General features: G+C 56.1%; 25 protein-coding genes and 1 tRNA gene. 16 read left to right on the top strand and 10 right to left on the bottom strand.

Annotation, left to right across the window (positions count from 1 at the left end; genetic code table 11):
- Positions 1 to 227: 227 nt before the first annotated feature.
- Positions 228 to 884: a hypothetical protein gene (locus tag IEY52_RS14405; RefSeq protein ID WP_189003457.1), complete on the top strand. Its 657-nt coding sequence runs from the start codon at positions 228 to 230 to the stop codon at positions 882 to 884.
- A gap of 49 nt (positions 885 to 933) precedes the next feature.
- Here the strand turns inward: IEY52_RS14405 and IEY52_RS14400 are convergent.
- From IEY52_RS14400 to IEY52_RS14385, 4 genes are all read right to left on the bottom strand, one after another.
- A tRNA-Glu gene (locus IEY52_RS14400) sits at positions 934 to 1,008 on the bottom strand.
- Positions 1,009 to 1,084: 76 nt separating this feature from the next.
- On the bottom strand, positions 1,085 to 2,410 hold the full coding sequence (locus tag IEY52_RS14395; RefSeq protein WP_308425018.1) for a hemolysin family protein: 1,326 nt from the start codon (positions 2,408 to 2,410) through the stop codon (positions 1,085 to 1,087).
- 312 nt (positions 2,411 to 2,722) lie between these two features.
- Positions 2,723 to 4,372, bottom strand: coding sequence for a putative ABC transporter permease subunit (locus IEY52_RS14390; RefSeq protein WP_189003455.1), 1,650 nt, complete (start codon positions 4,370 to 4,372; stop codon positions 2,723 to 2,725).
- Entirely contained in the window at positions 4,356 to 5,093 is a 738-nt protein-coding gene (locus IEY52_RS14385; RefSeq protein ID WP_189003453.1) for an ABC transporter ATP-binding protein, read from the bottom strand. The genes IEY52_RS14390 and IEY52_RS14385 overlap by 17 nt, the downstream gene beginning before the upstream one ends.
- A gap of 67 nt (positions 5,094 to 5,160) precedes the next feature.
- Between IEY52_RS14385 and IEY52_RS14380 the strand changes: the two genes are divergently transcribed.
- Positions 5,161 to 7,125, top strand: a complete 1,965-nt coding sequence (locus IEY52_RS14380; protein WP_189003450.1) for an amylo-alpha-1,6-glucosidase — start codon at positions 5,161 to 5,163, stop codon at positions 7,123 to 7,125.
- 2 nt (positions 7,126 to 7,127) lie between these two features.
- Here the strand turns inward: IEY52_RS14380 and IEY52_RS14375 are convergent, their stop codons facing one another.
- Positions 7,128 to 7,925: a DUF2785 domain-containing protein gene (locus IEY52_RS14375; protein WP_189003448.1), complete on the bottom strand. Its 798-nt coding sequence runs from the start codon at positions 7,923 to 7,925 to the stop codon at positions 7,128 to 7,130.
- A gap of 110 nt (positions 7,926 to 8,035) precedes the next feature.
- On the opposite strand from IEY52_RS14375, the gene IEY52_RS14370 reads away from it, so the two are divergent.
- The 3 genes from IEY52_RS14370 to IEY52_RS14360 are packed head-to-tail and all read left to right on the top strand — an operon-like array spanning position 8,036 to position 10,435.
- Complete coding sequence (locus IEY52_RS14370; RefSeq protein WP_189003446.1) at positions 8,036 to 8,659, top strand: TetR/AcrR family transcriptional regulator; 624 nt, start codon at positions 8,036 to 8,038, stop codon at positions 8,657 to 8,659.
- A complete protein-coding gene (locus IEY52_RS14365) occupies positions 8,652 to 9,845 on the top strand; it encodes a cytochrome P450 family protein (protein ID WP_189003444.1) in 1,194 nt (397 codons plus the stop codon). Before IEY52_RS14370 ends, IEY52_RS14365 begins: the two co-directional genes overlap by 8 nt.
- A 41-nt stretch (positions 9,846 to 9,886) precedes the next feature.
- Positions 9,887 to 10,435 carry a ribonuclease FAU-1 family protein gene (locus tag IEY52_RS14360; RefSeq protein WP_189003419.1) on the top strand — a complete coding sequence of 183 codons (549 nt, stop codon included), beginning with the start codon at positions 9,887 to 9,889 and terminating at the stop codon, positions 10,433 to 10,435.
- Between the two features lie 15 nt (positions 10,436 to 10,450).
- Here the strand turns inward: IEY52_RS14360 and IEY52_RS14355 are convergent, their stop codons facing one another.
- Entirely contained in the window at positions 10,451 to 11,335 is an 885-nt protein-coding gene (locus IEY52_RS14355) for a LysR family transcriptional regulator (protein WP_189003417.1), read from the bottom strand.
- A 111-nt stretch (positions 11,336 to 11,446) separates the two neighbouring features.
- Here IEY52_RS14355 and IEY52_RS14350 point away from each other — a divergent pair, with 111 nt between their 5' ends.
- A complete protein-coding gene (locus IEY52_RS14350) occupies positions 11,447 to 12,037 on the top strand; it encodes a hydrolase (RefSeq protein ID WP_189003414.1) in 591 nt (196 codons plus the stop codon).
- A 54-nt stretch (positions 12,038 to 12,091) separates the two neighbouring features.
- Here the strand turns inward: IEY52_RS14350 and IEY52_RS14345 are convergent, their stop codons facing one another.
- Positions 12,092 to 12,718 (bottom strand): FMN-dependent NADH-azoreductase, encoded by a 627-nt coding sequence (locus tag IEY52_RS14345; RefSeq protein WP_189003412.1) that lies wholly within the window; start codon positions 12,716 to 12,718, stop codon positions 12,092 to 12,094.
- Positions 12,719 to 12,935: 217 nt separating this feature from the next.
- On the opposite strand from IEY52_RS14345, the gene IEY52_RS14340 reads away from it, so the two are divergent.
- From IEY52_RS14340 to IEY52_RS14320, 5 genes are all read left to right on the top strand, one after another.
- Positions 12,936 to 13,316 carry a winged helix-turn-helix transcriptional regulator gene (locus IEY52_RS14340; protein ID WP_189003410.1) on the top strand — a complete coding sequence of 127 codons (381 nt, stop codon included), beginning with the start codon at positions 12,936 to 12,938 and terminating at the stop codon, positions 13,314 to 13,316.
- A gap of 251 nt (positions 13,317 to 13,567) precedes the next feature.
- Positions 13,568 to 14,068, top strand: a complete 501-nt coding sequence (locus tag IEY52_RS14335) for a CarD family transcriptional regulator (protein ID WP_189003408.1) — start codon at positions 13,568 to 13,570, stop codon at positions 14,066 to 14,068.
- Between the two features lie 2 nt (positions 14,069 to 14,070).
- Positions 14,071 to 14,883 (top strand): 16S rRNA (adenine(1518)-N(6)/adenine(1519)-N(6))-dimethyltransferase RsmA, encoded by an 813-nt coding sequence (gene rsmA / locus IEY52_RS14330; protein WP_189003406.1) that lies wholly within the window; start codon positions 14,071 to 14,073, stop codon positions 14,881 to 14,883.
- A gap of 81 nt (positions 14,884 to 14,964) precedes the next feature.
- Positions 14,965 to 15,888: a carbohydrate kinase family protein gene (locus IEY52_RS14325; protein WP_189003404.1), complete on the top strand. Its 924-nt coding sequence runs from the start codon at positions 14,965 to 14,967 to the stop codon at positions 15,886 to 15,888.
- A 67-nt stretch (positions 15,889 to 15,955) separates the two neighbouring features.
- Positions 15,956 to 16,210 (top strand): hypothetical protein, encoded by a 255-nt coding sequence (locus IEY52_RS14320; RefSeq protein ID WP_189003402.1) that lies wholly within the window; start codon positions 15,956 to 15,958, stop codon positions 16,208 to 16,210.
- Positions 16,211 to 16,263: 53 nt separating this feature from the next.
- On the opposite strand, the gene IEY52_RS14315 is transcribed toward IEY52_RS14320, so the two are convergent.
- Complete coding sequence (locus IEY52_RS14315) at positions 16,264 to 17,079, bottom strand: GNAT family N-acetyltransferase (protein WP_189003400.1); 816 nt, start codon at positions 17,077 to 17,079, stop codon at positions 16,264 to 16,266.
- Between the two features lie 124 nt (positions 17,080 to 17,203).
- Between IEY52_RS14315 and IEY52_RS14310 the strand changes: the two genes are divergently transcribed.
- From IEY52_RS14310 to IEY52_RS14290, 5 genes are all read left to right on the top strand, one after another.
- Positions 17,204 to 17,953, top strand: a complete 750-nt coding sequence (locus IEY52_RS14310) for a 2-phosphosulfolactate phosphatase (protein ID WP_189003398.1) — start codon at positions 17,204 to 17,206, stop codon at positions 17,951 to 17,953.
- 55 nt (positions 17,954 to 18,008) lie between these two features.
- A complete protein-coding gene (locus IEY52_RS14305; RefSeq protein WP_189003395.1) occupies positions 18,009 to 19,022 on the top strand; it encodes a LacI family DNA-binding transcriptional regulator in 1,014 nt (337 codons plus the stop codon).
- Positions 19,023 to 19,133: 111 nt separating this feature from the next.
- Positions 19,134 to 20,462, top strand: a complete 1,329-nt coding sequence (locus tag IEY52_RS14300) for an alpha-glucosidase/alpha-galactosidase (RefSeq protein ID WP_189003393.1) — start codon at positions 19,134 to 19,136, stop codon at positions 20,460 to 20,462.
- A gap of 237 nt (positions 20,463 to 20,699) precedes the next feature.
- Positions 20,700 to 21,584, top strand: a complete 885-nt coding sequence (locus IEY52_RS14295; RefSeq protein ID WP_189003391.1) for an SDR family oxidoreductase — start codon at positions 20,700 to 20,702, stop codon at positions 21,582 to 21,584.
- An 18-nt stretch (positions 21,585 to 21,602) separates the two neighbouring features.
- On the top strand, positions 21,603 to 22,361 hold the full coding sequence (locus IEY52_RS14290; protein ID WP_189003389.1) for a DsbA family oxidoreductase: 759 nt from the start codon (positions 21,603 to 21,605) through the stop codon (positions 22,359 to 22,361).
- A gap of 58 nt (positions 22,362 to 22,419) precedes the next feature.
- On the opposite strand, the gene IEY52_RS14285 is transcribed toward IEY52_RS14290, so the two are convergent.
- Both IEY52_RS14285 and proS read right to left on the bottom strand, forming a co-directional pair.
- Complete coding sequence (locus IEY52_RS14285; protein ID WP_189003387.1) at positions 22,420 to 23,250, bottom strand: hypothetical protein; 831 nt, start codon at positions 23,248 to 23,250, stop codon at positions 22,420 to 22,422.
- 76 nt (positions 23,251 to 23,326) lie between these two features.
- The gene (gene proS / locus IEY52_RS14280) at positions 23,327 to 24,796 is read right to left on the bottom strand and encodes a proline--tRNA ligase (protein WP_189003385.1); all 1,470 of its coding nucleotides are present in this window, start codon (positions 24,794 to 24,796) and stop codon (positions 23,327 to 23,329) included.
- Positions 24,797 to 24,867 lie beyond the last annotated feature (71 nt).

The following is a 24,867-nucleotide window of genomic DNA, read 5'->3' as shown; positions in this document are numbered from 1 at the left end:
CGACATGTTTCCATCATGCGCCCCTCTGGACGGGATGTCCACCTGCGAAAATCACCCCCATTTTTTGGTGCGTAACTTCAGTAAATAAATCCTCAAATCTGCAGCTTCTTTGCAACCAGAGTCTATTTCTTTGAGAGGTGTGCAAAGGGTGCATCTTGCTGTGAACTGTGACCTGAAAACTGCCAACTTCTCCGCCCATGCTTTTGACAGACGCTTTAAACTGAGGCATGAAAACATGGCTTGTTGCAGGTCTGCTTCTGGGCATGGCGCTGGCCCAGGATGTTCCTGTGAACCCTGAACAACTGGGCTTCCTTGATCTTGCGGATTTTGAATTGCATGGTCCGGTCAGGCAGGTCAAAACCTGCTTCCTGGCAGCAGATTACTGTGAAACCGTGCAATTCAACCGTTACGGCATTGAACTGAACGAGGTGAAAAACCGCACCCTGGTGTCCAGCCAGAATGGCGTGGTGGTCTTTGAAAGCAAAACCAACCACGGTAAACTCATCGACACCTACCAGAATGGGGTTTTGTTTTCCCGTGAAGAAGATGGGGGAGACATCACTTCAACCCGCAGGGTCTTTGAGTACAACGCAGAATTTTTACCCATCAAAGAAACCCTCTACACCAGCCAGGATGGGATGTACCTGCCGGAAGGCATCAACATTTACACCTACCAGGACGGTCATCTGGTTTCTGTGGGGGCAGAAGATGGCAGTTTCACGGTGTACTACAATGCGAAGGGCGCAAAGACCGCAGAGAAATCTGTGACAGACGGCGAAACCTTCCTCACCGAATACACCCACGATTACGATGCGCAGGGCAACTGGATCAAACTCTATGAGGCTGGAGAACTGACCGCCACCCGGGAAATCAGCTACCAGTAAACAGCACAAAAGGAGAACGCCCAGAGCTTGACTCTGGGCGTTCAGGATCTGGTGACCCCAACGGGATTCGAACCCGTATCGCTACCTTGAAAGGGTAGTGTCCTAACCGTTAGACGATGGGGCCAGAAGCTTTCTGGCCCTGGAGGTTACATGGAACCTCGCGGACACGCACGAAATAGTATACCAGCCCTGAAGCTTTGTCAAGCCTCTTCTTCCTGCACCTCGGTGTGGGGGTAAATCGAGACCTGCTTGATGGCCCGGTCGTTGGCATCCATCACTTCAAAGATCCAGTTGTTGGCCCGCACGCTCTCCCCGACTTTGGGGATGTGGCCCAGCCTGGAGAACAGAAAGCCTGCCACCGTTTCGTACTCAGATTCGTCTGAGTTGTCGATTTCCATTTCCAGCAGGCTTTCAATTTCATTCATGTGGACGCCACCATCCACCATGTAGGTGTTGTTGTCCAGGATCTGGATTTTGTCTTCTTCCTCGTCGGTTTCGTCGTAGATGTCTCCGACCAGTTCCTCGATGGCGTCTTCCAGGGTCACCAGACCTGCGGTGCCCCCGAATTCATCCACCACGATGGCCATGTGGGTCTTCTGGGTTTTCAGGCTGTTGAAAAGGTCACGCACCTTCATGCTCTCTGGCACGAAGTACACCGGGCGTTTGATGGTCTCCAGGGTGAGGGTGTCCAGATGGTCCAGGTGCAGCAAGGTGTCTGCGGTGTGGATGATCCCGGTGATGTTGTCCAGGGTGCCTTCAAACACCGGAACGCGGGAATAGCCGTGCTCCCGGCGGTATTCGATCAGTTCCCTGAGCGGGGCATCTGCGGGCATGGCGATGATCTCGGTGCGGTGGGTCATGATGGCCTTCACCGTGATGGCATCGAATTCAAAGACATTTTCCAGAAATTCCCGCTCCTGCTCCTCAAACATGCCCGCCTCGCTGGAGGTGTCCAGGATCATGCGAATTTCTTCTTCCGAGTACAGGCTGTGGTGCCCACTGGCGGGTTTGAGGCCCAGCAGGCTGACAATTTTGTTGCCCAGCCAGTTCATGCTGAAGATCACAGGCCGGAACACGGTGGTGAAGATCATCAGGGGTTTGGTGACGGCCAGGGCGGTCTGCTCGGTGAGTTGCAGGGCGATGCTCTTGGGGGCCAGTTCTCCAAACACAATGTGCAAGGTGGTGGAAATGGCAAAGGCCACCCCGAAGGAAATGGCTTTGACGCTGCTGGCACTGACTTCCATTTTTTCCAGCCAGGGGTGCAGCAGGTGCTCAATGGCCGGTTCGGCCACAAAACCAATGGCCAGAGAAGCCATGGTGATGCCAAGCTGGGTGGCTGCAATGTAGAGGTCCAGTTGTTGCAGCGCGGTTTTGACGTCTTTGGCAGCCCGCACCCCCTCGTCCACCAGTTGTTCAATGCGGGTGCGCCGCACACTGACCAGTGCAAACTCGGAAGCCACAAAGTAACCGTTGAGGATCACCAGCACGAAAAGGGACAAGAGGCCTAAAAGGTCGGATATGTTCACACAAGCTCCTGAGGTGGAATATAGCGTTAAAGCGTCCCTGCCCCTTTGGGACAGGAACGCCAAATAAGCGTTGAGGTTGGGTGTTCTTTGTGAGAACTGGGAGGTTCCTCCACCATTGCAGGCATTTTAGCAAAAAAGTTTCAAAAATGTAGTTGGTTTTCACGCAGTGACAGGAGTGTGTGCAGGCGTGTGTGGGAGAGAGGGCCAGGGATGGGACTGCAACACAGATTTCTGGGCTGGGATTTTGACAGCTTGAGGGCACAAAAAAACCTCTGTGGGTCACAGAGGTCAAAAACATCCAGCGGGAAGCTTTTACTGGTTCAACCTGTCCAGCGCCCGAATGCCCCACCACAGACTTCCAACCGTCACCACCACCGTGATGATCCCAATCAGGCCCAGCAGCAACAGGCCTTCAGGGGTGGTCCAGTACACGTTTTTTCCTTGCAAGATGATGACAGAAGCAGGGCGGGCCATGATGACTGCCAGCAGACCCACATAAACCATGCTGAGCACCATGTACAGGATGCCCCCCGGAGACATGGCAATCTCGCTGGGGTTGTCTGCCCTGAACCTGGGAAAAGCTGCGCCCAGAGACACGCCCAGTGCTGTGATCACCATGGTGCTGCTGATGGCCACCGTCCACAGGGCAATGGTCATCACCTCGCCCAGTTTCAGGATGATGGCGGTCTGCCAGGCCAGCACCACCGACACGGCCATCATGGGGATCAATGCACCCATGAATTTGCCCACCACCATGCGGGTGTAGGTCACCGGAGCCGTTTGCAGCAACCAGAACCCGTAGCCTTCCAGAGAGATCACCGGAAAGGCCATGCGAATGCCAATGCCTGCCACCAGAAACCCCTGAAACACCAGCTGCAGAAAGCCAATCACGTTTCTGAACCTGGGAACGCCCAGTGCGCCATCCAGCGGGTAACTGCTGAGCGAGACCAGATATACCCCGACCAGGGCCACCAGCACCAGCAACTGGCTCCACTGGGTGGCATCCCGCATGATCAGGCGCAGGTCCTTGTACAGGATGTGCCCGATGGAGCCCAGCTTGCCATACAGGCGTTCCCCCCAGCTTGCCAGCAGCACTTTGCCATTGAGGGCGCGGGTGGTGCCTTCCAGACCCCGGATCCAGCCTTCCCGGTAGGCCACCACCGCCATGAATCCGGCTAGCCAGAGGGCCACCACACTGATCAGGCTCACCCCCAGTGCTGCGGTGTTGAAGTGTCCCTGTGAGGCGTCCCACAGTGCGCGGGCGGCCAGGGCCGGGGGCATCAGGGTGTCCTCATTGCCCACGAACTGGGCCAGCAAACGGTCAAATTGCTGGGGATCGGTGACTTTCAAAAGGGCTTCGGGTTTGAGGGCACGGATGATGTAGACCAGACCTGCAGAGAGCAAAACCCCCATGCCAGTTGCAACTTCCTTCACTTTGCCCACCGGAGCAAAACGCATCAGCAGCACCGCAATCAGGCAGCCCATGGCCACAGGCAGCATGTACACGATCAGGATCAGCCAGGTGGAAAGCAGGTAATACCAGCCTGGAGCATGAAAATACGCTCCAATGCTCAGGATGGCTGGGATGGTCAGCAAGGCAGGCACACCTGCAGCACTGAGAAAAGTTTCCAGCAGTTTCAGACCAAAAACCCTCAGGGTGGAAATCGGCTGGGTCAACAGAAAATTCAGGTCGTCTGACAGGTAAACGGTGCTGATGGCTGTGGTGATGCTGGTGAAGGTCACGCCAGCAGAAAGCACCACCACACCAGCCTCCAGAAACCGTTTGGCAATGGAAAAACCAATCCCCTCACCGTAACGGTCCAGAAAGTCCAGGGCTTTGTGCACCCCGATCCACTCTCCCAACACCATGGCCAGACCGATCAGGAGCACCACCCCATATCCGAAGCGGTTTCCAGTGCGCACAGCGTTCCACAGCCCGGTCAGTTTAAGTTGCAGCAGCATGCTGGGCCTCTTCCTCCTCAAGCAGCTTGAAGAAGACATCTTCCAGGTCCCCACCGTGGGTGAGGTGCTTCAGTTCGGCAATGTTGCCCAGTGCGCGCAATTTACCTTTGTGCAGAACAGCAATTTTTTCACTGATGGCTTCTGCCAGGGGCATGCTGTGGGTGGTCAGCAGCACGGTGTTGCCTTTGCGGGCATGTTCCTGCAGCAGTTCACGCACCTGTTTTGCGGCCTTGGGGTCCAGACCCACCATCGGTTCATCCACCACCAGAACGGGAGGCTCAGGCAGCATGGCGGCAATCACCGTCAGTTTCTGTTTCATGCCGTGCGAATAAGTTTCGATCAGGGCATTGCCAAAATCTTCCAGCCCAAAAAACTGCAGCCAGGTTTCAATGTGTGGGTTGGCATTGCTCAGGCCATGCACCCCGGCAATGAAACGCAGCAGCTCACGGGCACTCAGTTTCCCGTACAGGTAAGGTCGGTCCGGGATGTACCCGATGCGTTTCTTGGCTTTCAAAGGATCTTTCCAGACATCTATGCCTTCCACCTTGACCTGTCCGGCACTGGGCCGGGTGAGGCCCACGATGGCCCGAATGGTGGTGGTTTTGCCAGCTCCGTTGGGACCCAGCAGGGAGGTGACCACCCCCGGATTCATGGTGAGGGAGAGGGGTTTTACGGCTTGATACGCACCGTAGCTTTTGGAGTACTGTATCAACTCGATCATTGGTCTCAGTGTAGCTTTTTCAGGCTGTCACAAATATTGCGGTGGAACGGTTCTGTATACTTTCCCTATGCTCCCTCAATTGAAAATCACCCACGAGGCGGCCCGCAGCCTGACGCAGGAGTACCTGCTCACGGATGGTCTGGGCGGATTTCACATGATGACCCCTGCCGGGGTGCCCACCCGCAAGTACCACGGGCTGGCCCACAGCCACAATCCGCCGGTGCAGCGGGATTTGCCCTGGATCATGCCCCTGGAGACCCTGCAACTGGGAAAGCAGCAAGCAAGCCTGTACACCCTGGAGATGACGCCGGGTTATTTTGTGGGACGCGGCTGGGATTTTCTGATCGATTGCAAATTGGAAGCGCTTCAACCAAAACAGACCCATCAGGCTTTCGGGGTGACGGTGCAACGCTCTGTGGTGATGCCGCAGGGCAGTGGGACCCTTTGCTACCTGTATGAAGTGCTGACCCCACATGCGGCAGAAATGACCCTGGAAGGGCTCTTTTCGGACCGGGACATGCACGGCACCTGTGAAAGCCTTCCAGATGTGCAGTTCTCCAGCCACCAGAACGTGATCCAGAGCGCTTATGGGGAAAACCGGGGGGTGACGGTGCGTTTTCATGGGGAAGATTTCAAGGCTTTGCCTGTGCAGGTGACCCCCCAGCAGCTTTTTTACCGCGTTGAGCACGAAAGGGGAGAGGGTTGTGAGGACATTGCTGCCCGCATCCCCATGTATCAGGTGACCCTTCCTGCAGGCCGCTCCCGTTTTGCACTGGTGGTGTCTGCCACAGGCTGGCAGGGAGATCCCTGGGAAGCCCAGAAGCAAGAACAGAAACGACGGGAAAACCTCATCCAGCAGGCGTTTCAGACCAGTGGGGTGCAAGACGACACCGTGGCAACCCTGGCCCTGGCTGCAGATGCTTTTCTGGTGCACCGCCAGACCGTGGATTCTGTCTCGGTGATTGCGGGTTATCCCTGGTTTGCAGACTGGGGGCGGGATTCCATGATTGCCCTTTCTGGATTGACCCTGCCCACCGGGCGTTTTTCAGACGCAAAAGGCATCCTGACCACCTTCCTGAAATACCAGAGGCAGGGACTGGTGCCCAACAACTTCTGGGACGATGGAAAAGGAGCCGGATACAACACGGTGGATGGGGCGTTGTGGCTCTTTGTGGCGCTGGAACGTTATCTGGATGCCACCCAGGATTTTGAGTTTGCCAGAGAGCAGTTCGCTGTCCTGAAAGAGATGGTCCGTCATCACATCGAGGGAACGGACTTCAACATCAAAGTGGATGTGCAAGACGGACTGCTCAGTGCGGGTGAAAAAGGGGTGCAGCTCACCTGGATGGACGTGAAAATCCGCGACTGGGTGGTGACCCCCAGGCACGGCAAGGCCATTGAAATTTGCGCTTTGTGGCTGAATGCCCTGCAGATCTTCCTGAACCTGTCTGAAAAATTTGCAGTCCAGGACGATTTTACGGCCCTCTGTGCAGACCTGCTGCAAAAAGGCCAGCAGTCTTTTGCCCAGTTCTGGAACCCTGACAAGAATTACTTCTATGACTACATCACTGCAGAAGGCCAGTTCAATGCAGATGTGCGTCCCAATGCACTGATTGCTCTGGCTTTGCCTTACACCCCATCGACATCAGAGCAGCGCAAACTGGCCCTGCAAACGGCAGCGGAACTGCTGGTGACCCCGGTGGGCACCTACTCACTGGCCCCCACCGAGAAGGAATTCAAACCCAACTTCACAGGAGCCCAGATGGTGCGGGATGTTGCCTACCACCAGGGCACCATCTGGGCCTGGCCTGTGGGCAGTTACCTGGAACTGCTCTGGAAGGAAACCAGAGACAGGGATGTGCTGAACAGTCTGATGCACGGCCTGAAAAACCACCTGCTGGAGGGTGGTCTGGGCTCTGTGGCAGAGGTGCTGGAAGCAAAAAGCATGACCACCAGAGGATGCCCTTTTCAGGCCTGGAGTGTCAGTGAATTTTTGAGGGTTTACACCCTGGTGAATGCCCCTCAGGATTAAAGTCACCTGAGTTGAAGCAACGCCTCCTGCACGGCTTCCTGCAACGGGTGCTGTTCGGTTTCCTTGCTGATCAGCACCAGGGCATTCAGAAAACCCTGCAGGTTCAGGCGGGCAGCGGCCTGCTCTGGAGAGGCGTACCAGTCGGGCTGCACCCGGTCCAGCGTGTGTTCCAGCCACAAATGGATGTTCTCGGTGCCCAGTCGGGCCAGGGCGGCGTGGGCGGCGCGGGCCAGCCTTTTCTCTTCACTGTAAAGGTAGACATGTTCCATCAGAACCAGATCCTGAATGCTGTCCAGCACTGCCAGAATCTGGGTGGGGGTGCTGTGAGGGTGTGCTGCAAAAACCATCAAAGCATCGGCTCCGTGGGCAATGGCGTGTGCCCAGCCTTTTTCGGGCACGTAACCCCTCAGGTCGCATTCTTCTGCAAGGTACTCCAGGGTGCGTTCCAGGGCTGCATGGCGTTCTGCTTCTGGCAGTACAGGGTTTTCCCCATCAAAGCCAATGATTTCCGACAAAATCAAAACGCTGAAAGAACGCAAAAACACCGAATCGTGCCCGCTGGTGCCCAGACCCAGACGCAGGTTGTCCTGGGTCCAGGAGAGCAGGCTTTGCAGCTCTGCTTCTGGGTACATGCCCCTTTCAATCCAGGCAGACAGGGTGAAGTACCCCACCGTGTCCCTCAAAAAACCATCGGTAGAGGAGAGGAAATCCAGCAGTTCACGGGTGGCCTCATGCAGAGAGACACCCTCTGGAAGCTGGTAATCGCTGTCAATGACCTGTTGCCACTGGTCTCTGTTCATGACTGCAGGGTAGCAGAAGCAACTTCAGCAGAATGAGCTGCCTGAGAACAGGTATTGACTGAATGAATGCTCATTCATTAAACTGAATATACGTTCATTCTGAGGTGTACATGCCAGATCCCACAGACCCCATCCAGCAACAGCTCATCGAAGCCCGCAAAAAGCAGATCCTGAAGGCAGCTGCCCAGGTTTTTGCAGAAAAAGGCTTTCACAGCGCCACCATCAAACAGATTGCCCGCACCGCTGGCATTGCAGATGGCACCATCTACAATTATTTTCCCAACAAAGAAGCCCTGCTGATGGGCCTGATGAACCAGCTCAATGAAACCCCGGAGCGCCCCATTCACTTTCAGGAAGGGCAGACCCTGGACTTCGAGGCTTTTCTGACGGTGTATCTGGAGCACCGCATGGGCCAGATCCAGCAGGACATGACCATTTTGCAGGGTTTGCTTCCAGAACTGCTGGTCAACCGGGATTTGCAGGCCCGCTACCAGCACGAAATCATGGCCCCCACCTTTCAGATTGCTGAGCAGTATTTCGGGCAACTGATAAAAGAGGGGAAACTCAAAGCGCTCCCTGTGGAACTCACCGTGCGCATTCTGGCCGCCAGTGCCCTGGGTGTGGCGGTGCTGAATTTGCTGGGAGACAAAGTCATCCAGGACCAGTGGCAGGAGGCAGGCAAGGTGCTTTCACAGGTGCTGCTCGGTGGTCTGAAGGAGGAAAAACATGGGTAAGATCAGCATTGTCAGCCGCCAGTTCAAGGCAGATCCCTTTCCTTTCTATGCCAATTTGCGGGCAGAAAGCCCGATTTACCCCACCCAGGTGGGGAGCCGCAAAGTCTGGCTGGTCAGCCGCTATGACGATGTGGTGTCCCTCCTCAAAGACGAGCGCTTCGTCAAGGACCGGCGCAACATCGAGGGATCAAAACAGAAAGAGCAGTGGGTGCCAGCCATTCTCAAACCCCTGATGCGCAACATGCTGGACCAGGATGAGCCCGACCACCGCCGCCTGAAAACCCTGGTCCATCAGGCTTTCACGCCCAGGCGCATTGAGCACATGAGAGGCCGGATTCAGGAGATCACCCACATCCTGCTGAACCATCTGGAAAAAAAGCGGGAAGCCGAGCTGATCCACGATTTTGCTTTGCCCCTCCCCATGACCGTCATCACCGAAATTCTGGGCATTCCTGCTGCAGACCACGGCAAATTTCACCACTGGACCCGTGCCATCCTCAAAGCCCCCACCGAACTGAATGCCCTGCTGTCCCTGCCGCAGATGGTGGCCCTGATGAAGTACCTGCGCACCCTGGTGCAAAGCCGCAGAGACCAGCCCAGAGACGATCTGGTGACCGCCATCGTTCAGGCAGAGGAGGCCGGAGACCACCTCAGCGAAGACGAGTGCCTGGCCATGATTTTCCTGCTGATCACTGCAGGCCATGAAACCACCGTCAACCTGATCACCAATGGAGTCCTCACCCTGCTGCAACACCCGGCAGAGAAAAACCGCCTGCTGAACGACTTCAGCCTGATTCCATCTGCAACAGAGGAACTGGCCCGCTTTTCCCCTCCTGTGGAAATGGCCACCGAGCGTTACGCCAGATCAGACCTGACCCTGCTGGGTGCAGGCATCAAAGCCGGAGAGATGGTGCTGGGCGTGATTGCCTCTGCCAACCGCGATGAAAGCCAGTTCAAAAAGGCAGACGTGCTGGACCTGGGCCGCAACCCCAACAAACACCTCTCCTTCGGGCAGGGCATGCATTACTGTCTGGGGGCACCCCTGGCCCGCATGGAGTTGCACATCGCGTTCAGAATGCTGCTGGAACGGTTTCCCGATCTGGTGTTGAAGGCCAGACCTGAACAGCTCAGGTGGCGTCCCACTTTTGTGATTCGGGGTCTGGAACGTTTGCCCGTACGGGTTTAAACCAAGTGGCAAAATCGGTCAAATGTAGTATGGTGTTCCCGATGAAAAAGAAACGATTTGATCATCTGGGCTGGCACCGCACCTTGACCGATGAACAGCACATTTACATCCTGCCCGAAGGCATTCTGGTGGATTACATTGCAGGACTGGTCAGCCATCCGCTGTGGGTGCCCACCTGTGCAGGGCAGCAGGTCAAAATTCTGGATTCGCATTACCGCTGGATTCACTTTGCTCCAACCGGTGCCCACCACGCCCTGACCGTGCAGCTTGATCCCCACGACTGTCCGGTGCAGTTCTATCTGGACATCAACCAGAGCAATGAAAGGGATGAAGATGGCATTCCCTACGGTCTGGACCTCTATCTGGACATTGTGGCTGTGCCAGATGGCTGGCAGGTCAAAGCTGCAGAGATCATGGATGGAGATGAACTGGAAGAAGCCCTGAAGGAGGGCCACATCACCCAGACCCAGGCCGATTTTGCCTGGACCCAGGCCCAGAGGTTGCATGTGCAACTGCTCAGCCAGCAGTTTGCAGATTTGAAGCTGGTGCAGGAGCATCTGGCAGAACATTCCAGACCTCTGCACGTTTAAGTTTCAATTGGTCTCTCAATCTCCGGCAGCTTCCAGCACGGTGGTCAGGCAATCCATCACCTGCCTGAGGGTGTCTTTCTGCCTGTCTGCTTCGCGGTACGCCATGATCCATTGCTCTCGGGAGTACAGTTCGATGGGTCCCAGCACCCGCTGCACGCGGCCTGTCTGCAGGGCTTCCAGGCAGAGGAATTCGGGCAGCACGGCCAGACCCAGGCCCTGTTCCACAGCAGAGAGCACCATTCTGAGGTCCGGGACCACCAGCAGGGGCTGAATGTCCAGCCTGCTGCTGTAAAAATCCTTCCAGAATTTTCTGATCAGCAAGATGTCGGTGTTGTGTGCCACCCAGTGCTGAGCAGGCAACCAGGTTTCCAGCGCCTCGTGTTCTGGCAGGGGAAAGCTGGCAGGCGCAACCAGCACAATGTGTTTTCTGGAGAGGATCTGCCCTTCCAGCACCCGGCCCGTGGGCCTGCGGGTGGAAACCACCAGATCCAGATTTCCGGTTTCCAGCTCTTCATGCAGGGTTTTTGGATCTGCGAATTTCACGTGCATGCGCAGGTTCAGGGTTTTCAGGTGGGGCAGCAGGTACACCTGAAAGAACTCCGGGGTGGTTCCGAGCCTGAGCAGCGGCAATTCCAGAGAAACATTGGTTTTTCTGCTGCGGTTCACCTGTTCCAGACGGTCTATGGCATCTGCCACCTCTGCATACAGGGCCTTGCCCCTTTCCGTGGGTTCCATGCCTCTGGCGGTGCGCACGAACAGGGCTTCTCCCAGACTGGCTTCCAGAGCAGCAAGTTGCTGGCTGAGGGTGGGTTGTGTGACGTTTCGGGCACGGGCTGCCCCGGAAACACTGCCCATGCGGTAGACCGCCAGAAAATTCCGATACCAGTTGAAATCGGCCATAGGTTATTCTAATGCCTGATCTCAAAAAACACCATTGGATTTATGGGTTGCATCTGGCGTAACCTGTGTGCAGATCGAGGAGGCCTCCATCGGTTTGCAAAGGAGAATCCCATGACCATCACTGCACTTGATTCCAGAACCGCCCTGGTCCTGATTGACCTGCAAAAAGGCATTGTTCGCCTCCCCACCGCCCATCCTGCCGATGCTGTCGTATCAAAAGCTGCTGAACTGGCTGCAGCTTTCAGAAAACAAGGCCTTCCTGTGGTGCTGGTTCACGTGACTTTCGCTGCAGATGGTGGAGATGCTCTGAAGCCCAGAGCAGACCATCCCAGACCCCCCATGACCCTGCCTGCAGATTTTGCAGATTTTGCAGAGGAATTGCAGCTTCAGGACAGCGACATTGTGGTGACCAAGCACCACTGGAGCGCTTTTTATGGCACCGATCTGGAACTCCACCTCAGGCGCAGAGGGATCACCGGGATTGTGCTGGGGGGCATTTCCACCAGTGTGGGTGTGGAATCCACGGCCCGTGAAGCCCATGACCGGGCCTTCAACGTCACCATCGCCTCGGATGCCCTCACGGATTTGCATTTGCCTTCCCACGAGCACAGCCTGACCCAGATTTTTCCCCGTCTGGCAGAAGTGGGAACCACAGAGGAGATCCTGGCTGTTCTTGCTGCAAATCATTTGCAACCTGCCTGAGGATCAAACCAAAAGAGGCCGGGGCAATTCCCGGCCTTCTTCTTTTGCCCGTCCTCAGACCCCGGTCGGTTCTCCGGTGCGGGTGAGCGTTTCGATGTGCTTGCGGGCTTCCTGCAGGTTGGCCTGCTGGGATTCGGGGGTGTATCCATGCTGTTTGATGAAGGTCACGTCGGTGATGCCCATGAACCCCAGTGTGGTCTTGATGAGGGGGGTGTGGTGGTCCAGGCTTTTCCAGGGATCCTGGCTGAAATCCGATCCGCTGGCCGTGATGATGTAGGCCTGTTTGCCTTTCAGCAAACCTTCTGGGCCTGCAGAGGTGAAGCGGGTGGTGCGTCCCATGCGGATCACCTGATCCAGGTAAGCCTTGAAGCTGGCCGGAACACTGAAGTTGTAGATGGGCACCCCGAAAACCAGCACATCGGCAGCTTCCAGCTCATCAATCAGCAGGTCAGAGACCGTCAGGGCAGATTGCTCCTGGGCAGCGGGGGGCGTGCTGGGAGCAAACACGGCCTTCAGCCAGTGCTGGTCCACAAAAGGCAGGGGTGTGGTGCCCAGGTCCCGGTAAGTGACGGTGTCCTGAGGGTTGAGTTTCAGCCAGGTTTCCACAAATTCACGGCTGAGCTGGCGGGAGAAGGAACCTTCGGTGCGGGCACTGGAATCCAGGTGCAGAATGCGGGCCATGTGGGCCTCCTTGGGGTGTGAAAGGGCTGCATCAGGAATCTCCTGATGCCTGCTGTCTAAAGGGAAGTCATGGGAAGTGAAGCCGCAGAGCGCTGTCTGGAAGCCTGTCCAGAAGGTGCCCTGATGCCTGTTCTGTTTATAGTCCAGATGGTATGTTTTGTGAAGTACTTACAAAAGAGTAAGGTACCCACCAAAAAGTAAGTCCCCAGGAGGATGAATGAACACTCCCGAACATTACTGCCCCACCGGATTCACCCTCAAAGTCATTGGAGGTCGCTGGAAAGTGCCCATCCTGTACTTGCTTTTTCATCGCCCCCACCGTTTTGCAGAAATGCGCAGGGCCATTGGCGCGGTTACCGAGAAGATGCTGACCCAGCAACTGCGTGAACTCGAAGAAGATGGCATTGTGCAGCGCAAGATTTACGACCAGATTCCCCCCAAAGTGGAATATTCCCTGACCCCTTTTGGTGAGACCCTGCATCCAGTGATTCAGGCCATCGGGAAGTGGAGCATGGAGCATGGCCCTGCTGCCACCAACATGCAGCAGGAACCTGCAGGGTGTGGTCCTGCAGAGGTCAAACCACAGACCCTGCAGTGAACAGGATTGGATCCAGAAATCTGCCCACCATTTGCCTCAAAAAGCAAGGGCTTTTGTCTAGATTTGACGGCGGTTTTTGTTGTGCAGAAAAACAAAAATTCTCATTGAACCTGGTCCATTTTTCAGGAGATGCTCAGCATGGAGCCGCTGGATATGGTACAATCGGTATTTGTGCTATCTGTTGATTTGGACGGAAATTGCGCGGCAATTTCAGACCCCATTCACGGCACAGATAAAGGAGTCTTTTCAACATGCCAATCAGCTTAAATGTCGGTGATAACGTGGTTTACCCCAGCCATGGTGCGGGGACCATCATGGGGCTCAGCGAACTCGAAGTCATGGGCAGAACCCAGAACTACTTTGAGATTGAACTCCTCAAAACTGGCATGCAAGTTCGTGTCCCTGTCGATCATGCAGAACGCCTTGGACTCAGGCGCATCACCCCTGTCGACGACATCCCGAGGCTCCTCGGACAGCTGGTTCTGCCAGACATGGATTTGCCTGCAGCCTGGACCCCACGCCACCGTCGGGAACAGACCATCATGCAAGAAGGAAACATCTACATCATCGCCCAGCTGGTTGGAACCCTGCACCGCCGCGCCCAGATGCGCAGCCTTGCCGTGACCGAACGGGCGATCTACGAAGAAGCCAAACACATTCTGGTGACAGAAGTGATGGTGGCCCTGCACCTCAGCTTTGAGGACGCCAAGGCCAAGCTGGAACACACCCTCGACCACACCGTGCTGGCCTGAACGTGGAAGCACCCCTCTACTCCCCCAAAGTGGTGCATGACCTGCTGGAACGGCACGGCATGCGCCCCACCAAAGCCTTCGGACAGAACTTCCTGATTGACGGCAACATCCTGCGCATGATCGTGCAGGCTGGAGAACCCGCAGGAACGGTGTACGAAGTGGGGCCAGGTTTAGGGGTGCTCACCCGTGAGCTGGCAGCAAGTGGGCTGCCGGTCATCACCCTGGAAAAAGACGAGCGTCTGAAACCCGTTCTGCAGGAAACCATCGCGGATTTGCAGAACGTTCAAATTGTCTGGGGCGACGCCCTGGAATTTGCCTGGAACGACGTTCCGGCAGGCAGCGTCCTGATTGCCAACCTGCCGTACTACATCTCGACGGCCATTCTCACCCGAATTTTCGAGAGTGGTCGTTTCAGCCGTGCCACCTTTCTGGTTCAGAAAGAGGTCGCCCAGCGCCTGGTTGCCCTTCCAGGCACCGACCAGTACGGTTTTTTGAGTGCTTTAACGGCACTGCACGGGAAAGCCAGAATCGTCAAAGACGTGCCCAAAGGCGCGTTTTATCCTGCACCAGATGTCACCAGCAGCGTGGTGAGGGTGGACCTGACGGGACAAAAGCCCCCCAGAACCCTGTTGCGTTTACTGGAAGCTGGACTGGCCCACCGCAGGAAGACCCTCAGAAACAACCTTCAGGCTGCAGGATACGCAACCCAGAAGATTGATGAGGTGCTTGCCGCTTTGCAGGTCAGTCCCACCATTCGTGCGGAGGCCCTGAGCTACGCGCAATGGCAGGGTTTGCACGATGGCCTGACGGCCTGATGTTCTGCTGGTGTGACGGTTTAACCCCCTGACCATGCTAAAATTTCCCTGATAAACAAGACACACTTTTTGGAGGAAGCTGTGAAGTTTTACGTCATTGGTGATGTTACGGTGGATCACCTGTACCACCTGAACCACATCCCCGCACCGGGCGAGGAAGTGTCTCCGATCCGTTCCACCATGCAAGCGGGTGGATCAGGCGGCACCATGAGCGTCACGCTGGCGCGACTCGGTCATGAAGTCACACTGGCCGCCTCTGTGGGGTCCGACCCTTTTGCAGAGGTGGCTTTAAAATACGTTCGGGAAAGTGGCGTGAATGTCAACGCCATTCAGGTCATTGAGGATCTGCTGACCAGCACCATCACGGTGATGCAGACCCCCGATGGCAAACGGGCCATGATCTCCTCTGGAGATGCCAACCGCCAGCTGGATGCCGCCAAACTCAAGAAAAAAGACGTCGAGACCGCCGATGGCCTGCTGGTCAGCGCTTACAGCCTGATTGGTGGCCCACAGCGGGAATACGCCATCAAGGCCATCAGTGCTGCCAAGAAAGCCAGTGTCCCGGTCCTGATTGATCTGGGCACCGGTGCAGTCAATGCTGCTGGTGTGAAACTGCTGGACACGGTGCTGAGCGCAGATTACCTGCTGCTCAACCGCCACGAACTGCAAACCATCACCGAAACCGACAACATCAGCGACGCCCTCTTTGGTTTGAAAGACCGTGGAGCAGGCTGCGTGATCGTCAAGGTGGGTGCACACGGCTCCATCATCTGGACCCCCCAGGAAACCGATCTGGTGGAATCTGTGCCCCTCGGAGATGAAGTGGTGGACTCCACCGGAGCAGGCGACACCTTCAGTGCGGTGTTTGCCCACGCCATCCTCTCAGGGCAGCCCCTCAAGCAGGCCGCCAGAATGGCCAATGTGGCTGGAGCGCTGGCTGCAACGGCTGTTGGTGCCCAGCGCAAGACCATCACGCAGGCAGACCTTGAGAGTGTTCTGGCGTAATTTGCAAAAACTTGGTACAATCATTTTTCGTGTGCAGGTCTAAGCACCTGCAGTTCAGGAGGACAGCATGGAACTCAAAGCCGTAAAACGTGAAGGCTCAGCTGGCGAAGGTCTGATCGCCGCCGTTGCCTACAACAAAGACAACAATGTGAAGCTCGCCGTGGACGCCAAAGCCTTCGACCGTGCTTTCCGCCAGGTCAGCACCAAAGAAGCCATCAGCCTGGATCTGGATGGCACCACACTGAACGTCAAGGTTCAGGCTGTGCAGATGGACAAGCGCCGTCGCGTGCCCATTCACATTGACTTCGTCATCGAAGGCTGATTTCAGCTGACGCAAGCCCCCTGAGGAAACTCAGGGGGTGTTTTTTTGCTGGATCATTTTCCGGGCATCTTCAGGAGGGCATATTGCTTCTCTAAAGGTTCAAACCCTGCGCTTCTGTAGACCTCTTTGGCAAAGTGATGCTCATCTGCCACGATCACCAGGGTTCTGGGGCCATAGATTTTCAGTGCGTGTTCTGCAGCGTATTTCAGCAGGGTGCGGGTCAGGTTCAGGCGTCTGAAATCCGGGTGGGTGCCCACCTGCTGGTAACGGGCGAGCTTATCATCCACAAAAAGACCCATGTTGGACACCAGTTGCCCACCCATCCAGGCCCCATACCAGTGGCCCAGGTTCTGGCGTTGCATCTCGCGGTACATTTTCAGGTGGGCTTTTTTGAATTCTGCATAGCGGCCTTCGTCGTTTTCTTCGGGTTTGAGGGTCATCTGCAACCTGAACAGGGCTGCCCAGTCCTCGTCGGTGTCCTGCAGGGGGCGGATTTCCACGTTTTCGGCTCTGGGACTGGCTTCGTTCAGGCTTTCGGCTGTCATCACGATGGAATCTTCCAGAATGTAGCCTGCATCCAGAAACGCCTGCACCTCTCCGGCGTTCTCAGGGTCATCCCAGCAGAACATGCGGTGCCGCACTTCCTCTGGAGGTCCCACCAGGGTTTCAAACTGCTCAGACCAGACCGGCAGATCTCCCTTCTGTGGAGGGCGCAGGTAGATCAGGTAATTTCCAAAATAATGGCCCCGGTTGCTGGGACTCTGGATGCTGATGCAATCTGCATGCTGCCCGACGATGCCAAAAAACCGGGCGAAAATCAGGTCGGTCTGGTGACCGAGGCATTTCAGGGGGGATTTCAGGGAGATCATGGTTTCAGACTAAAGAAGGCTGCTGGGCACAGCATCTGCAAAATGGACAGGCGCGGGACCCTTCAGGGTGCAGTAAGCCACTTTGCGGAGGGTGGCAGACCACGGCCCTTCATAGACTGAGCAGGTGTTTTTTGACCAGAGCCCTTATCCTGTCCGGTTTGAGTGGGGAGAGCAGGCCATCCAGCATCTGGCCCCCCACAGTGAAGCCGTGGTGGTTGTGGATGTGCTGTCTTTCAGCACCTGTGTGGAGGTGGCCCTGTCCAGAAAGGCCCAGGTGTTGCCCTACCGCTGGAAAGACCACACGGCCCGGCAGCATGCACAGAAACATGGCGCACTGCTGGCCAGCAGTGAAAGGCGTTTTGATGGGCAGTTTTCCCTGTCTCCGGTGTCTTTGCAAACCCTTCCTGAAGGGGCAAAGCTGGTGCTGCCCTCACCCAATGGAGCAAGCCTGTCTGCACTTGCTGCAGAGGTGCCAGGGGTACAGGTTTTCACAGCCTGCCTGCGCAATGCCCGTGCTGTAGGTGAATTTTTAAGAGACAGGTTTTCCAGTGTGCTGCTGGTGGCCGCAGGGGAGAAGTGGATGGACGGCACCCTGCGCCCGGCCATTGAAGACCTGTGGGGCTGTGGGGCGGTGATTCAGGCCCTTGATCTGCCTGGGTCAGAAACAAGGTCTCCAGAAGCAGAGATGGCCAGGGTGGCTTTCGAGCACATCCAGCAGGATGTTCTTCACCATCTTCAGAGCTGTGCTTCTGGCAGAGAGCTTGTGGAACGTGGTTTTGCTGCAGATGTTTTGCTTGCTGGACAGCTGAACACCAGTCGGGTTGTTCCGCATTTTCTGGAAGAAACCTATGGGTGGCTGGAGGAGACCCATTGACATTTGCAGCCCGGATCTGCTTCAATGAATTTGAACGATCAAAAGAGGTGGGAATATGGCCCGTGTGACCTTGAGGGCAGTGGCAAAAAAAGCAGGGGTGTCTTACCAGACGGTATCCAATGTGATCAACAACATGGACATCGTGCGGCCAGAGACCCGTGACAGGGTCAAAGCGGTGATTGAGCAGATGGGATATGTGCCCAATTACGCTGCCAGAGCCTTGCGTCAAGCACGTTCCATGACCGTGGCATGTGTGTTTTACCAGGTGCATGCCTCGGAAGTGCAGGACCCTTACCGCACTTTCGTTCAGGCGGCACTGGCCCATGCGGCCAGAAACAACAATTACAGCCTGCTGACCTACCACGTTACAGATGAGCCAGACAGCCTGCGCGACATCATGCAGCATTTTGCGCAGGGAAGGTTGGATGGAGCCGTGCTGGTGGGCCCCAGTTTGCCCGAACAGGCCCAGTTGCAGCTCAAGCGCTCCGGTCAGCCGCTGGTGATTTTTGACCATTCCCATCCGCACAAACGCTGGCTTTCCGTGACCGCAGAATACCGGGAAGGCATCCTGGCTGTGCTGCAACACCTGTCCCAGAAGGGAAAGCGCAGGATTGCTTTTCTGGCAGGCCACACCTCGGATTCTGGGAACAGCGGAGAGGAACGCCTGCAAGCCTATCTGGACGGAATGGACGAACTCGGGGTGGGCACACCTGCAGGTTACATCCAGCAGGGCAATTGGAGTTTTGAAGGGGGCAAGGCTGCATTCAGGCAGTTCTGGCTGCTCAATTCCAGACCCGAAGCCATCATTGCTGCCAATGACCGCATGGCTGCAGGCCTGCTCAATGCCGCACTGCATGCAGGGGTAAGGGTTCCCCAGGACCTTGCCATCACGGGAGTGGATGATTTTGAGTTCACCCAGTACCTTGTGCCTTCTCTGACCACCGTGAGTGTGCCCTACCAGCAGATGGCAGACACGGCCATCAAACTGCTGCTGGAACAGATGGAAGGCCAGACCCGCTCTGGTGTGGTGCGTCTGCCGGTCACCCTGAAAACCCGCGAATCGTCCTGAGTTAGAGTCTGTGCTTTTGCAGGTGGTGCGCTGGCGCTGCTTTTCGCAAAAATTTGATCGATCAAAAGAAACCCATCCTTCAAGCCCTCTGTTCCCCAAAAGGAGAAAACCATGTCCAGAAACCCCGTGATCACCTTCATTGGCGCAGGCAGCACCGTGTTTGCTCGAAACCTGCTGACCGACATCCTCAGCTTTCCCGAACTTTCAAATGCCGAAATCCGGCTTTATGACATCAACGAGGAGCGCCTGAACACCAGTGAAGTGGTGGCCCGCAGGCTGGCCCAGACCCTGGGCATCCAGCCCACCATTGTCTCCACACTGGACCGCGAACGTGCGCTGGATGGGGCAGACTACGCCATCAACATGATTCAGGTGGGGGGGTATCAGCCTGCCACCGTCACCGACTTCGAGATCCCCAAAAAATACGGCCTCAGGCAGACCATCGCAGACACCCTCGGAATTGGCGGCATCATGCGTGCCCTCAGGACCATTCCGGTGTTTCTGGACATGGCCCGCGACATGGAACGCCTGTGCCCGGAGGTCACCCACCTGAATTACGTGAACCCCATGGTGATGAACTGCCTGGCGCTCAACCGGGCCACCAGGATCAAAACCATTGGGCTGTGCCACAGCGTGCAGCACACTGCTCAGGAACTGGCCAACGATCTGGGCATCCCTGTACAGGAGATCAATTACATTGCTGCAGGCATCAACCACATGGCCTTCTACTTGAAATTTGAGCGGGATGGGGAAGACCTGTACCCTCAATTGCAGGAGATCGCCCGCACCGGGAAAATGCCCGACTGGAACCGGGTGCGCTACGAGATGCTGACCCGACTGGGCTTCTTTGTCACTGAATCCAGCGAGCACTTCTCTGAATACGTCCCTTACTTCATCAAAGAGAAGCATCCTGAACTGATTGAACGCTTCAACATCCCGCTGGACGAGTATCCCAGACGCTGTGTCAACCAGATTGCAGGCTGGGAAGACCTCAGAAAGCAACTGGAAGACCCCACCCATCCCATGGAGGTGCACCGCAGTGTGGAATACGGCTCCCTGATCATTCACAGTCTGGAAACTGGCATTCCACGGGTGGTGTATGGCAACGTGCAAAACGACCACCTGATCGAGAACCTGCCGCTGGATTCCTGTGTGGAGGTGCCTGTGCTGGTGGACAGAAACGGCCTGCAACCCACCCGCATTGGCAAACTGCCCCCTCAACTTGCCGCCCTGATGCAAACCAACATCAACGTGCAATCCCTGACCGTGGAAGCCGCCCTGACGGGCAAGAAAGAGCACATCTACCACGCAGCCATGCTGGACCCCCACACCAGCACCGAACTCACCCTGGATGAAATCTGGTCCCTGGTGGATGACCTGCTGGAAGCCCACCGGGGCTGGGTTCCAGATGTGTTTCTGAAAGAGCCTGTGCTGTCCTGAAGAAAACAGACTGCGGGGCCTGCAGAGAAAGCCAGGTTTGATGCAGAAAGGGGAAACATTTTGGGGTTCCTCTTTCTGCATTTCAGGCTGTTTTTGCCCGAATTCCCAGGTTTTGAAGGTTCCGGGATAAAGGCCCCAGGCAGTTGTGAAAATCGGGACAAAGGTTCCTCTTTCTGGGAGTACGCTGACATCAAGAAGCGCATTTCAGCAGAAACCCTGCTGGAAACGAGGAACAACATGAAACGGATCCTGGTCACCGGAGCCACAGGGAACGTCGGTGAGTATGTCCTTCGTCACCTCAAAGCCAGAAGTTACCCTTTCAATGCTGCTGTTCCAGATGTGGAACAGGCGAAAGCCAAAATGGGACCACTGTTTCCCTTTGTTGAATTTGATTTTGAGCGCCCAGAAACCCATGCTGCCGCGCTGCAGGATGTGGATCGCCTGTTTCTGGTGCGCCCTGCCCACCTCAACAACCCCCGCAAGGAGATTTTTCCTTTCCTGCATGCTGCTCAGGAAGCAGGAGTCAAACAGGTGGTGTTTCTGTCCCTGATTGGTGCCCAGCACAACCCGCTGTCCCCGCACCGCAAAATAGAGCAGCATCTGGAAAAAATGGGGATGCCTTACACCTTCCTGAGGGCCTCTTTCTTCATGCAGAACCTGACCACTTTTCACAAGGGTGAAATTGAAGAAGGGCAGCTGTTCATTCCGGCAGGCCAGCACCACACTGCCCTGATCGATGCCCGTGACATTGCTGAAGTTGCCACGGTCAGCCTGATCCAGCCTGGACATGAGTACAAAGCTTACGACCTGACCGGACCAGAAGCCCTGGATTACCAGCAGGTGGCAGATGTGCTGAGCAGCACGCTGGGCAGGCGCATCCAGCACATTGACCCCAGTTTTCCCGAGTGGGTGCGACACTGGAAGGGCAGGGGGGCCTCCTGGGAACACATCATGACCCTGACCGCCATTTACACCACCGCCCGTCTGGGGTTTGGCAGCAAACCCAGAGAAGACCTCTCAAACGTTCTGGGCCGCCCCGCAGTGTCTTTTGAACGCTTTGCTGCAGAGCACCGCTCCAGCTGGGCCATCAAGCGAGAAGGATCACTTTCTGCCAGTACCTGATACTATAAAATCTATAGCATGAGTGAAACGGAAACCCTGATCTGCGAAGGCGACACCTGCGAGGTGCGTCCTGCAGAGCCCCAGACCATCAAACCCATCAACCTGAAACCCAGTCCGAACCTGAACATCCAGATCGTTTCGGACTGGGTATGCCCGTTCTGCCCCATCGGGGAAGCCAACCTGCAAAAAGGCCTGGATTTGCTGCGCCAGAACGGCATCTGGAACGGTGAAGCCAGCATTGAAATGCTGCCCTTCCAGCTCAACCCGGAAGTGCCCGAAGGCGGTGTGGATCACCTGGAGCACCTCAGCAAGAAATTCGGGTCCCGTGAACGGGTGGAGCAGATGCAGGACATGATCACCCAGAAAGCAAAAGATGCAGGCTGGGAGTACCGCTTTGACCGTGTGACCATCTCTCCCAACACCATCAACGCCCACCGCCTTGCCAGATTTGCCCAGGAAAGAGGCAAACAGACCGAGATCACCGAACTGCTGTTCAGGGCCTACTTCACAGAAGGAAAAAACCTCTCTGATCTGGACACCCTGACCGAACTGGGGGTTCAGGCTGGGCTGGACCGTGAAGAGGTTGCTGCTTACCTGCACAGCAACCAGGACGTGCAGGACATCCGCACCTTTGACCAGCACATCAAACGCCAGGGGGTTCAGGGGGTTCCTTTTTTCATCGTGAATGGTTACGCCGTGGCCAATGGAGCCATGCCCCCGGAGCACTTTCAGAACGCCATTCAGGAAGTCCTCAAGCTGCAGGAACAGGCCCAGTAAAGGGGCCACTCGACGTGCAGTTCAACAAAGCAAGGGTATTCCTTGCTTTGTTTTTTCATCATCTGATCTTCCGCAAATTGATGATGCTGCGGGTCAGACGCCTGAGCAGAGGATCTGGAAACTGCCTTTCAAGCTGTCTGGCGCTGGCAATGGACGCCTCGTTGGCCTCCTGTTCCTGAATCGTGGGCAGAGGCAGCACGGATGGGGTGCTTTCCTGCCACCCTTCCTGGTTTTGCAACACATCTGTGGGCCTGAATCCGCCCCTCACCTCCAGTTCTGAAAGGGGAATGGAGAGGTGGCCCTCGGGATGGCGGTTGAGCACCACAAATTCACTGAGGTCCATCGGGGTGGTGACGTATCCCCACAGCAAGATGTCTTCCCTGGGCACCTGCCGGGTCCAGAGGATGCAGGGTGGGCTGGCGGTCGGAGCCTGCGAGAAACTCAAAAGACGGTCCATTCGAAAATGCAGGTGTTGCTGCTGTGTTTTCCTGGCCTGCAAGATTCCATACATCACCCTCCAGGCCTGAAGAGGACGCAGAACACAAGACAGCCTCAGGGTGGAAGACGGGCCAAAAACGTTCAGGGAGTTTTGTGTGTGCTGGTAAGCAGTTTCCAAAGCCTTCGCACTTTCTGCAACATGTGGACCATGCACCGCAGACCACCCCTGGTATTGATCTTCAAACCGCTCATCTGTCAAACGAAAATCTGTTCCAGACAGCATGTTCAGTTCTTTCAGCACATCCAGCAGGTACATGTACCCCCAGGAGGTCTTGCGTTCGGTGTAACTGGCCCGATTTTGCAAACGGGCAAGGTCTGGATGGTTTTGAGGGTCAGCAGAATGAAGTGCCGCTTGCAGAAAAGCATCTTGAATGTTGTGGACCTCTGGCATGGATGCTGGCATTCTCCCACAAACAGAAGCGCCCCCTGGTGGTGGGGACGCTTGACAGGGGCTGGTCTGTTTTTGTTCAGTACTGGCGGCCAAACAGAATGCGTTTGCCATAACCCGAGGGCTTCCCGCACTTCACACAGGTTCCGCTTTCTTCTGTGTTGAAGTATTCCCCTTCAGTCAGGGGTTCGTTGCGGGTGGTGGCTCTGGTTTCTTCTTTGATGCTGGCCTCGCAGGCCGCGTCACCACAGTGGTGGGCCAGCACCCATTTGTTGTTGTCGATCTGGGTTTTGAACTCCTCGAAGGTGTCCACAGGAACGGTGTTTTCCAGCAGGAATTCCTCTGCACGCTGGAACAGGAACTGCTGGATCTCCTGCAGGCGGGCAGGCATCCCGGAGATCACCTCTTCGCGAGACAGGATTTCCTTGTCTCCGTGGGTGCGGTTCTTGACCACCAGCACGCCCTGCTCCAGGTCGCGGGGACCGACTTCCAGACGCACGGGCACCCCTTTGAGCTCCCAGTCGTTGTATTTGAAGCCGTTGGAGAGGCCTTCACGTTTGTCCACCTTGACACGCACGCCCAGGGCTTTCAGCTCATCTGCAATCTGGTCTGCAGCCTCAAACATCTGCTCGGTGTTGTCCTTGCGGGTCACGGGCACAATCACCACCTGAATGGGGGCGATGTTGGGGGGCAGTTGCAGGCCCTTGTCGTCTCCGTGGGTCATGATCAGGGCACCGATGATGCGGCTGGAAATCGCCCAGGAGGTGGTGTGCACGTAATGCTCCTTCTGGTCCCGACCCTGGAATTTCACCTCAAAGGCTTTTGCAAAGTTCTGGCCCAGGTAGTGGGAGGTTCCGCTCTGCAGGGCCTTGCCGTCTCGCATCATGCCTTCAATGGAGAAGGTGTCTATTGCACCAGCGAAGCGCTCAGAGGGGGTTTTCTTGCCCCGCACCACAGGCAGCGCCAGGATGTCCCGGCAGAAGACGTGGTAGATGTTCAGCATCTGCTGCACTTCATTGCGGGCTTCCTGCTCGGTTTCATGGGCGGTGTGCCCCTCATGCCAGAAGAATTCAGCGGTGCGCAGGAAAGGCTTGGTGCGCAGTTCGGCCCGGAACACGCTGCCCCACTGGTAGTGCAGGTATGGCAGATCCCGGTAGGAATTCAGCCACTGGGACCACATGTGTCCGATGATGGTCTCGCTGGTCGGACGCATCACGTAGGGTTCTTCCAGCACTTCGGTGCCAATTTTGGTCACCGTGAAAAGCTCGGGGGCAAAGCCTTCTACGTGGTCGGCTTCTCTGGTGATGAACCCCATGGGGATCAGGGTGGGGAACAGCAGGCTTTCGTGCCCGGTTTCTTTGAATTTGTCATCCAGCCAGCGCACAATGCGCTCCCAGAGGGCATGTCCGTAGGGCTTGACCACCATGCTGCCGCGCACCGGGCTGTAATCTGCGAGGTCTGCTTTGGTGATGACCTCGTTGTACCACTCGTTAAAATCCACACTCTGTGGGGTGACGCCAAACTGTTGGGCTTTCTTGTCCTGACTCATCTTGAGTAGTGTAACAAATTGGGTTTGAGGGATTGTAACTGTCCTAGAAGCACAACAGCCCATAAGCCATT

This window comes from Deinococcus roseus (assembly GCF_014646895.1).
GTDB classification, from domain to species: domain Bacteria; phylum Deinococcota; class Deinococci; order Deinococcales; family Deinococcaceae; genus Deinococcus_C; species Deinococcus_C roseus.
This window is presented reverse-complemented; position numbering and strand designations above follow the sequence as displayed.

Excerpts from the sequence above, each read along its gene's own strand:
- IEY52_RS14385 (WP_189003453.1), bottom strand. The coding sequence starts at position 5,093 with ATGATCGAGTTGATACAGTACTCCAAAAGCTACGGTGCGTATCAAGCC.
- IEY52_RS14365 (WP_189003444.1), top strand. The coding sequence starts at position 8,652 with ATGGGTAAGATCAGCATTGTCAGCCGCCAGTTCAAGGCAGATCCCTTT.
- IEY52_RS14320 (WP_189003402.1), top strand. The coding sequence starts at position 15,956 with ATGGAACTCAAAGCCGTAAAACGTGAAGGCTCAGCTGGCGAAGGTCTG.
- proS (WP_189003385.1), bottom strand. The coding sequence starts at position 24,796 with ATGAGTCAGGACAAGAAAGCCCAACAGTTTGGCGTCACCCCACAGAGT.
- IEY52_RS14380 (WP_189003450.1), top strand. The coding sequence starts at position 5,161 with ATGCTCCCTCAATTGAAAATCACCCACGAGGCGGCCCGCAGCCTGACG.
- IEY52_RS14375 (WP_189003448.1), bottom strand. The coding sequence starts at position 7,925 with ATGAACAGAGACCAGTGGCAACAGGTCATTGACAGCGATTACCAGCTT.
- IEY52_RS14355 (WP_189003417.1), bottom strand. The coding sequence starts at position 11,335 with ATGGCCGATTTCAACTGGTATCGGAATTTTCTGGCGGTCTACCGCATG.
- IEY52_RS14290 (WP_189003389.1), top strand. The coding sequence starts at position 21,603 with ATGAGTGAAACGGAAACCCTGATCTGCGAAGGCGACACCTGCGAGGTG.
- IEY52_RS14360 (WP_189003419.1), top strand. The coding sequence starts at position 9,887 with ATGAAAAAGAAACGATTTGATCATCTGGGCTGGCACCGCACCTTGACC.
- IEY52_RS14405 (WP_189003457.1), top strand. The coding sequence starts at position 228 with ATGAAAACATGGCTTGTTGCAGGTCTGCTTCTGGGCATGGCGCTGGCC.
- IEY52_RS14305 (WP_189003395.1), top strand. The coding sequence starts at position 18,009 with ATGGCCCGTGTGACCTTGAGGGCAGTGGCAAAAAAAGCAGGGGTGTCT.
- IEY52_RS14370 (WP_189003446.1), top strand. The coding sequence starts at position 8,036 with ATGCCAGATCCCACAGACCCCATCCAGCAACAGCTCATCGAAGCCCGC.
- IEY52_RS14285 (WP_189003387.1), bottom strand. The coding sequence starts at position 23,250 with ATGCCAGAGGTCCACAACATTCAAGATGCTTTTCTGCAAGCGGCACTT.
- IEY52_RS14300 (WP_189003393.1), top strand. The coding sequence starts at position 19,134 with ATGTCCAGAAACCCCGTGATCACCTTCATTGGCGCAGGCAGCACCGTG.
- IEY52_RS14340 (WP_189003410.1), top strand. The coding sequence starts at position 12,936 with ATGAACACTCCCGAACATTACTGCCCCACCGGATTCACCCTCAAAGTC.
- IEY52_RS14335 (WP_189003408.1), top strand. The coding sequence starts at position 13,568 with ATGCCAATCAGCTTAAATGTCGGTGATAACGTGGTTTACCCCAGCCAT.
- IEY52_RS14390 (WP_189003455.1), bottom strand. The coding sequence starts at position 4,372 with ATGCTGCTGCAACTTAAACTGACCGGGCTGTGGAACGCTGTGCGCACT.
- IEY52_RS14315 (WP_189003400.1), bottom strand. The coding sequence starts at position 17,079 with ATGATCTCCCTGAAATCCCCCCTGAAATGCCTCGGTCACCAGACCGAC.
- IEY52_RS14295 (WP_189003391.1), top strand. The coding sequence starts at position 20,700 with ATGAAACGGATCCTGGTCACCGGAGCCACAGGGAACGTCGGTGAGTAT.
- IEY52_RS14345 (WP_189003412.1), bottom strand. The coding sequence starts at position 12,718 with ATGGCCCGCATTCTGCACCTGGATTCCAGTGCCCGCACCGAAGGTTCC.
- IEY52_RS14350 (WP_189003414.1), top strand. The coding sequence starts at position 11,447 with ATGACCATCACTGCACTTGATTCCAGAACCGCCCTGGTCCTGATTGAC.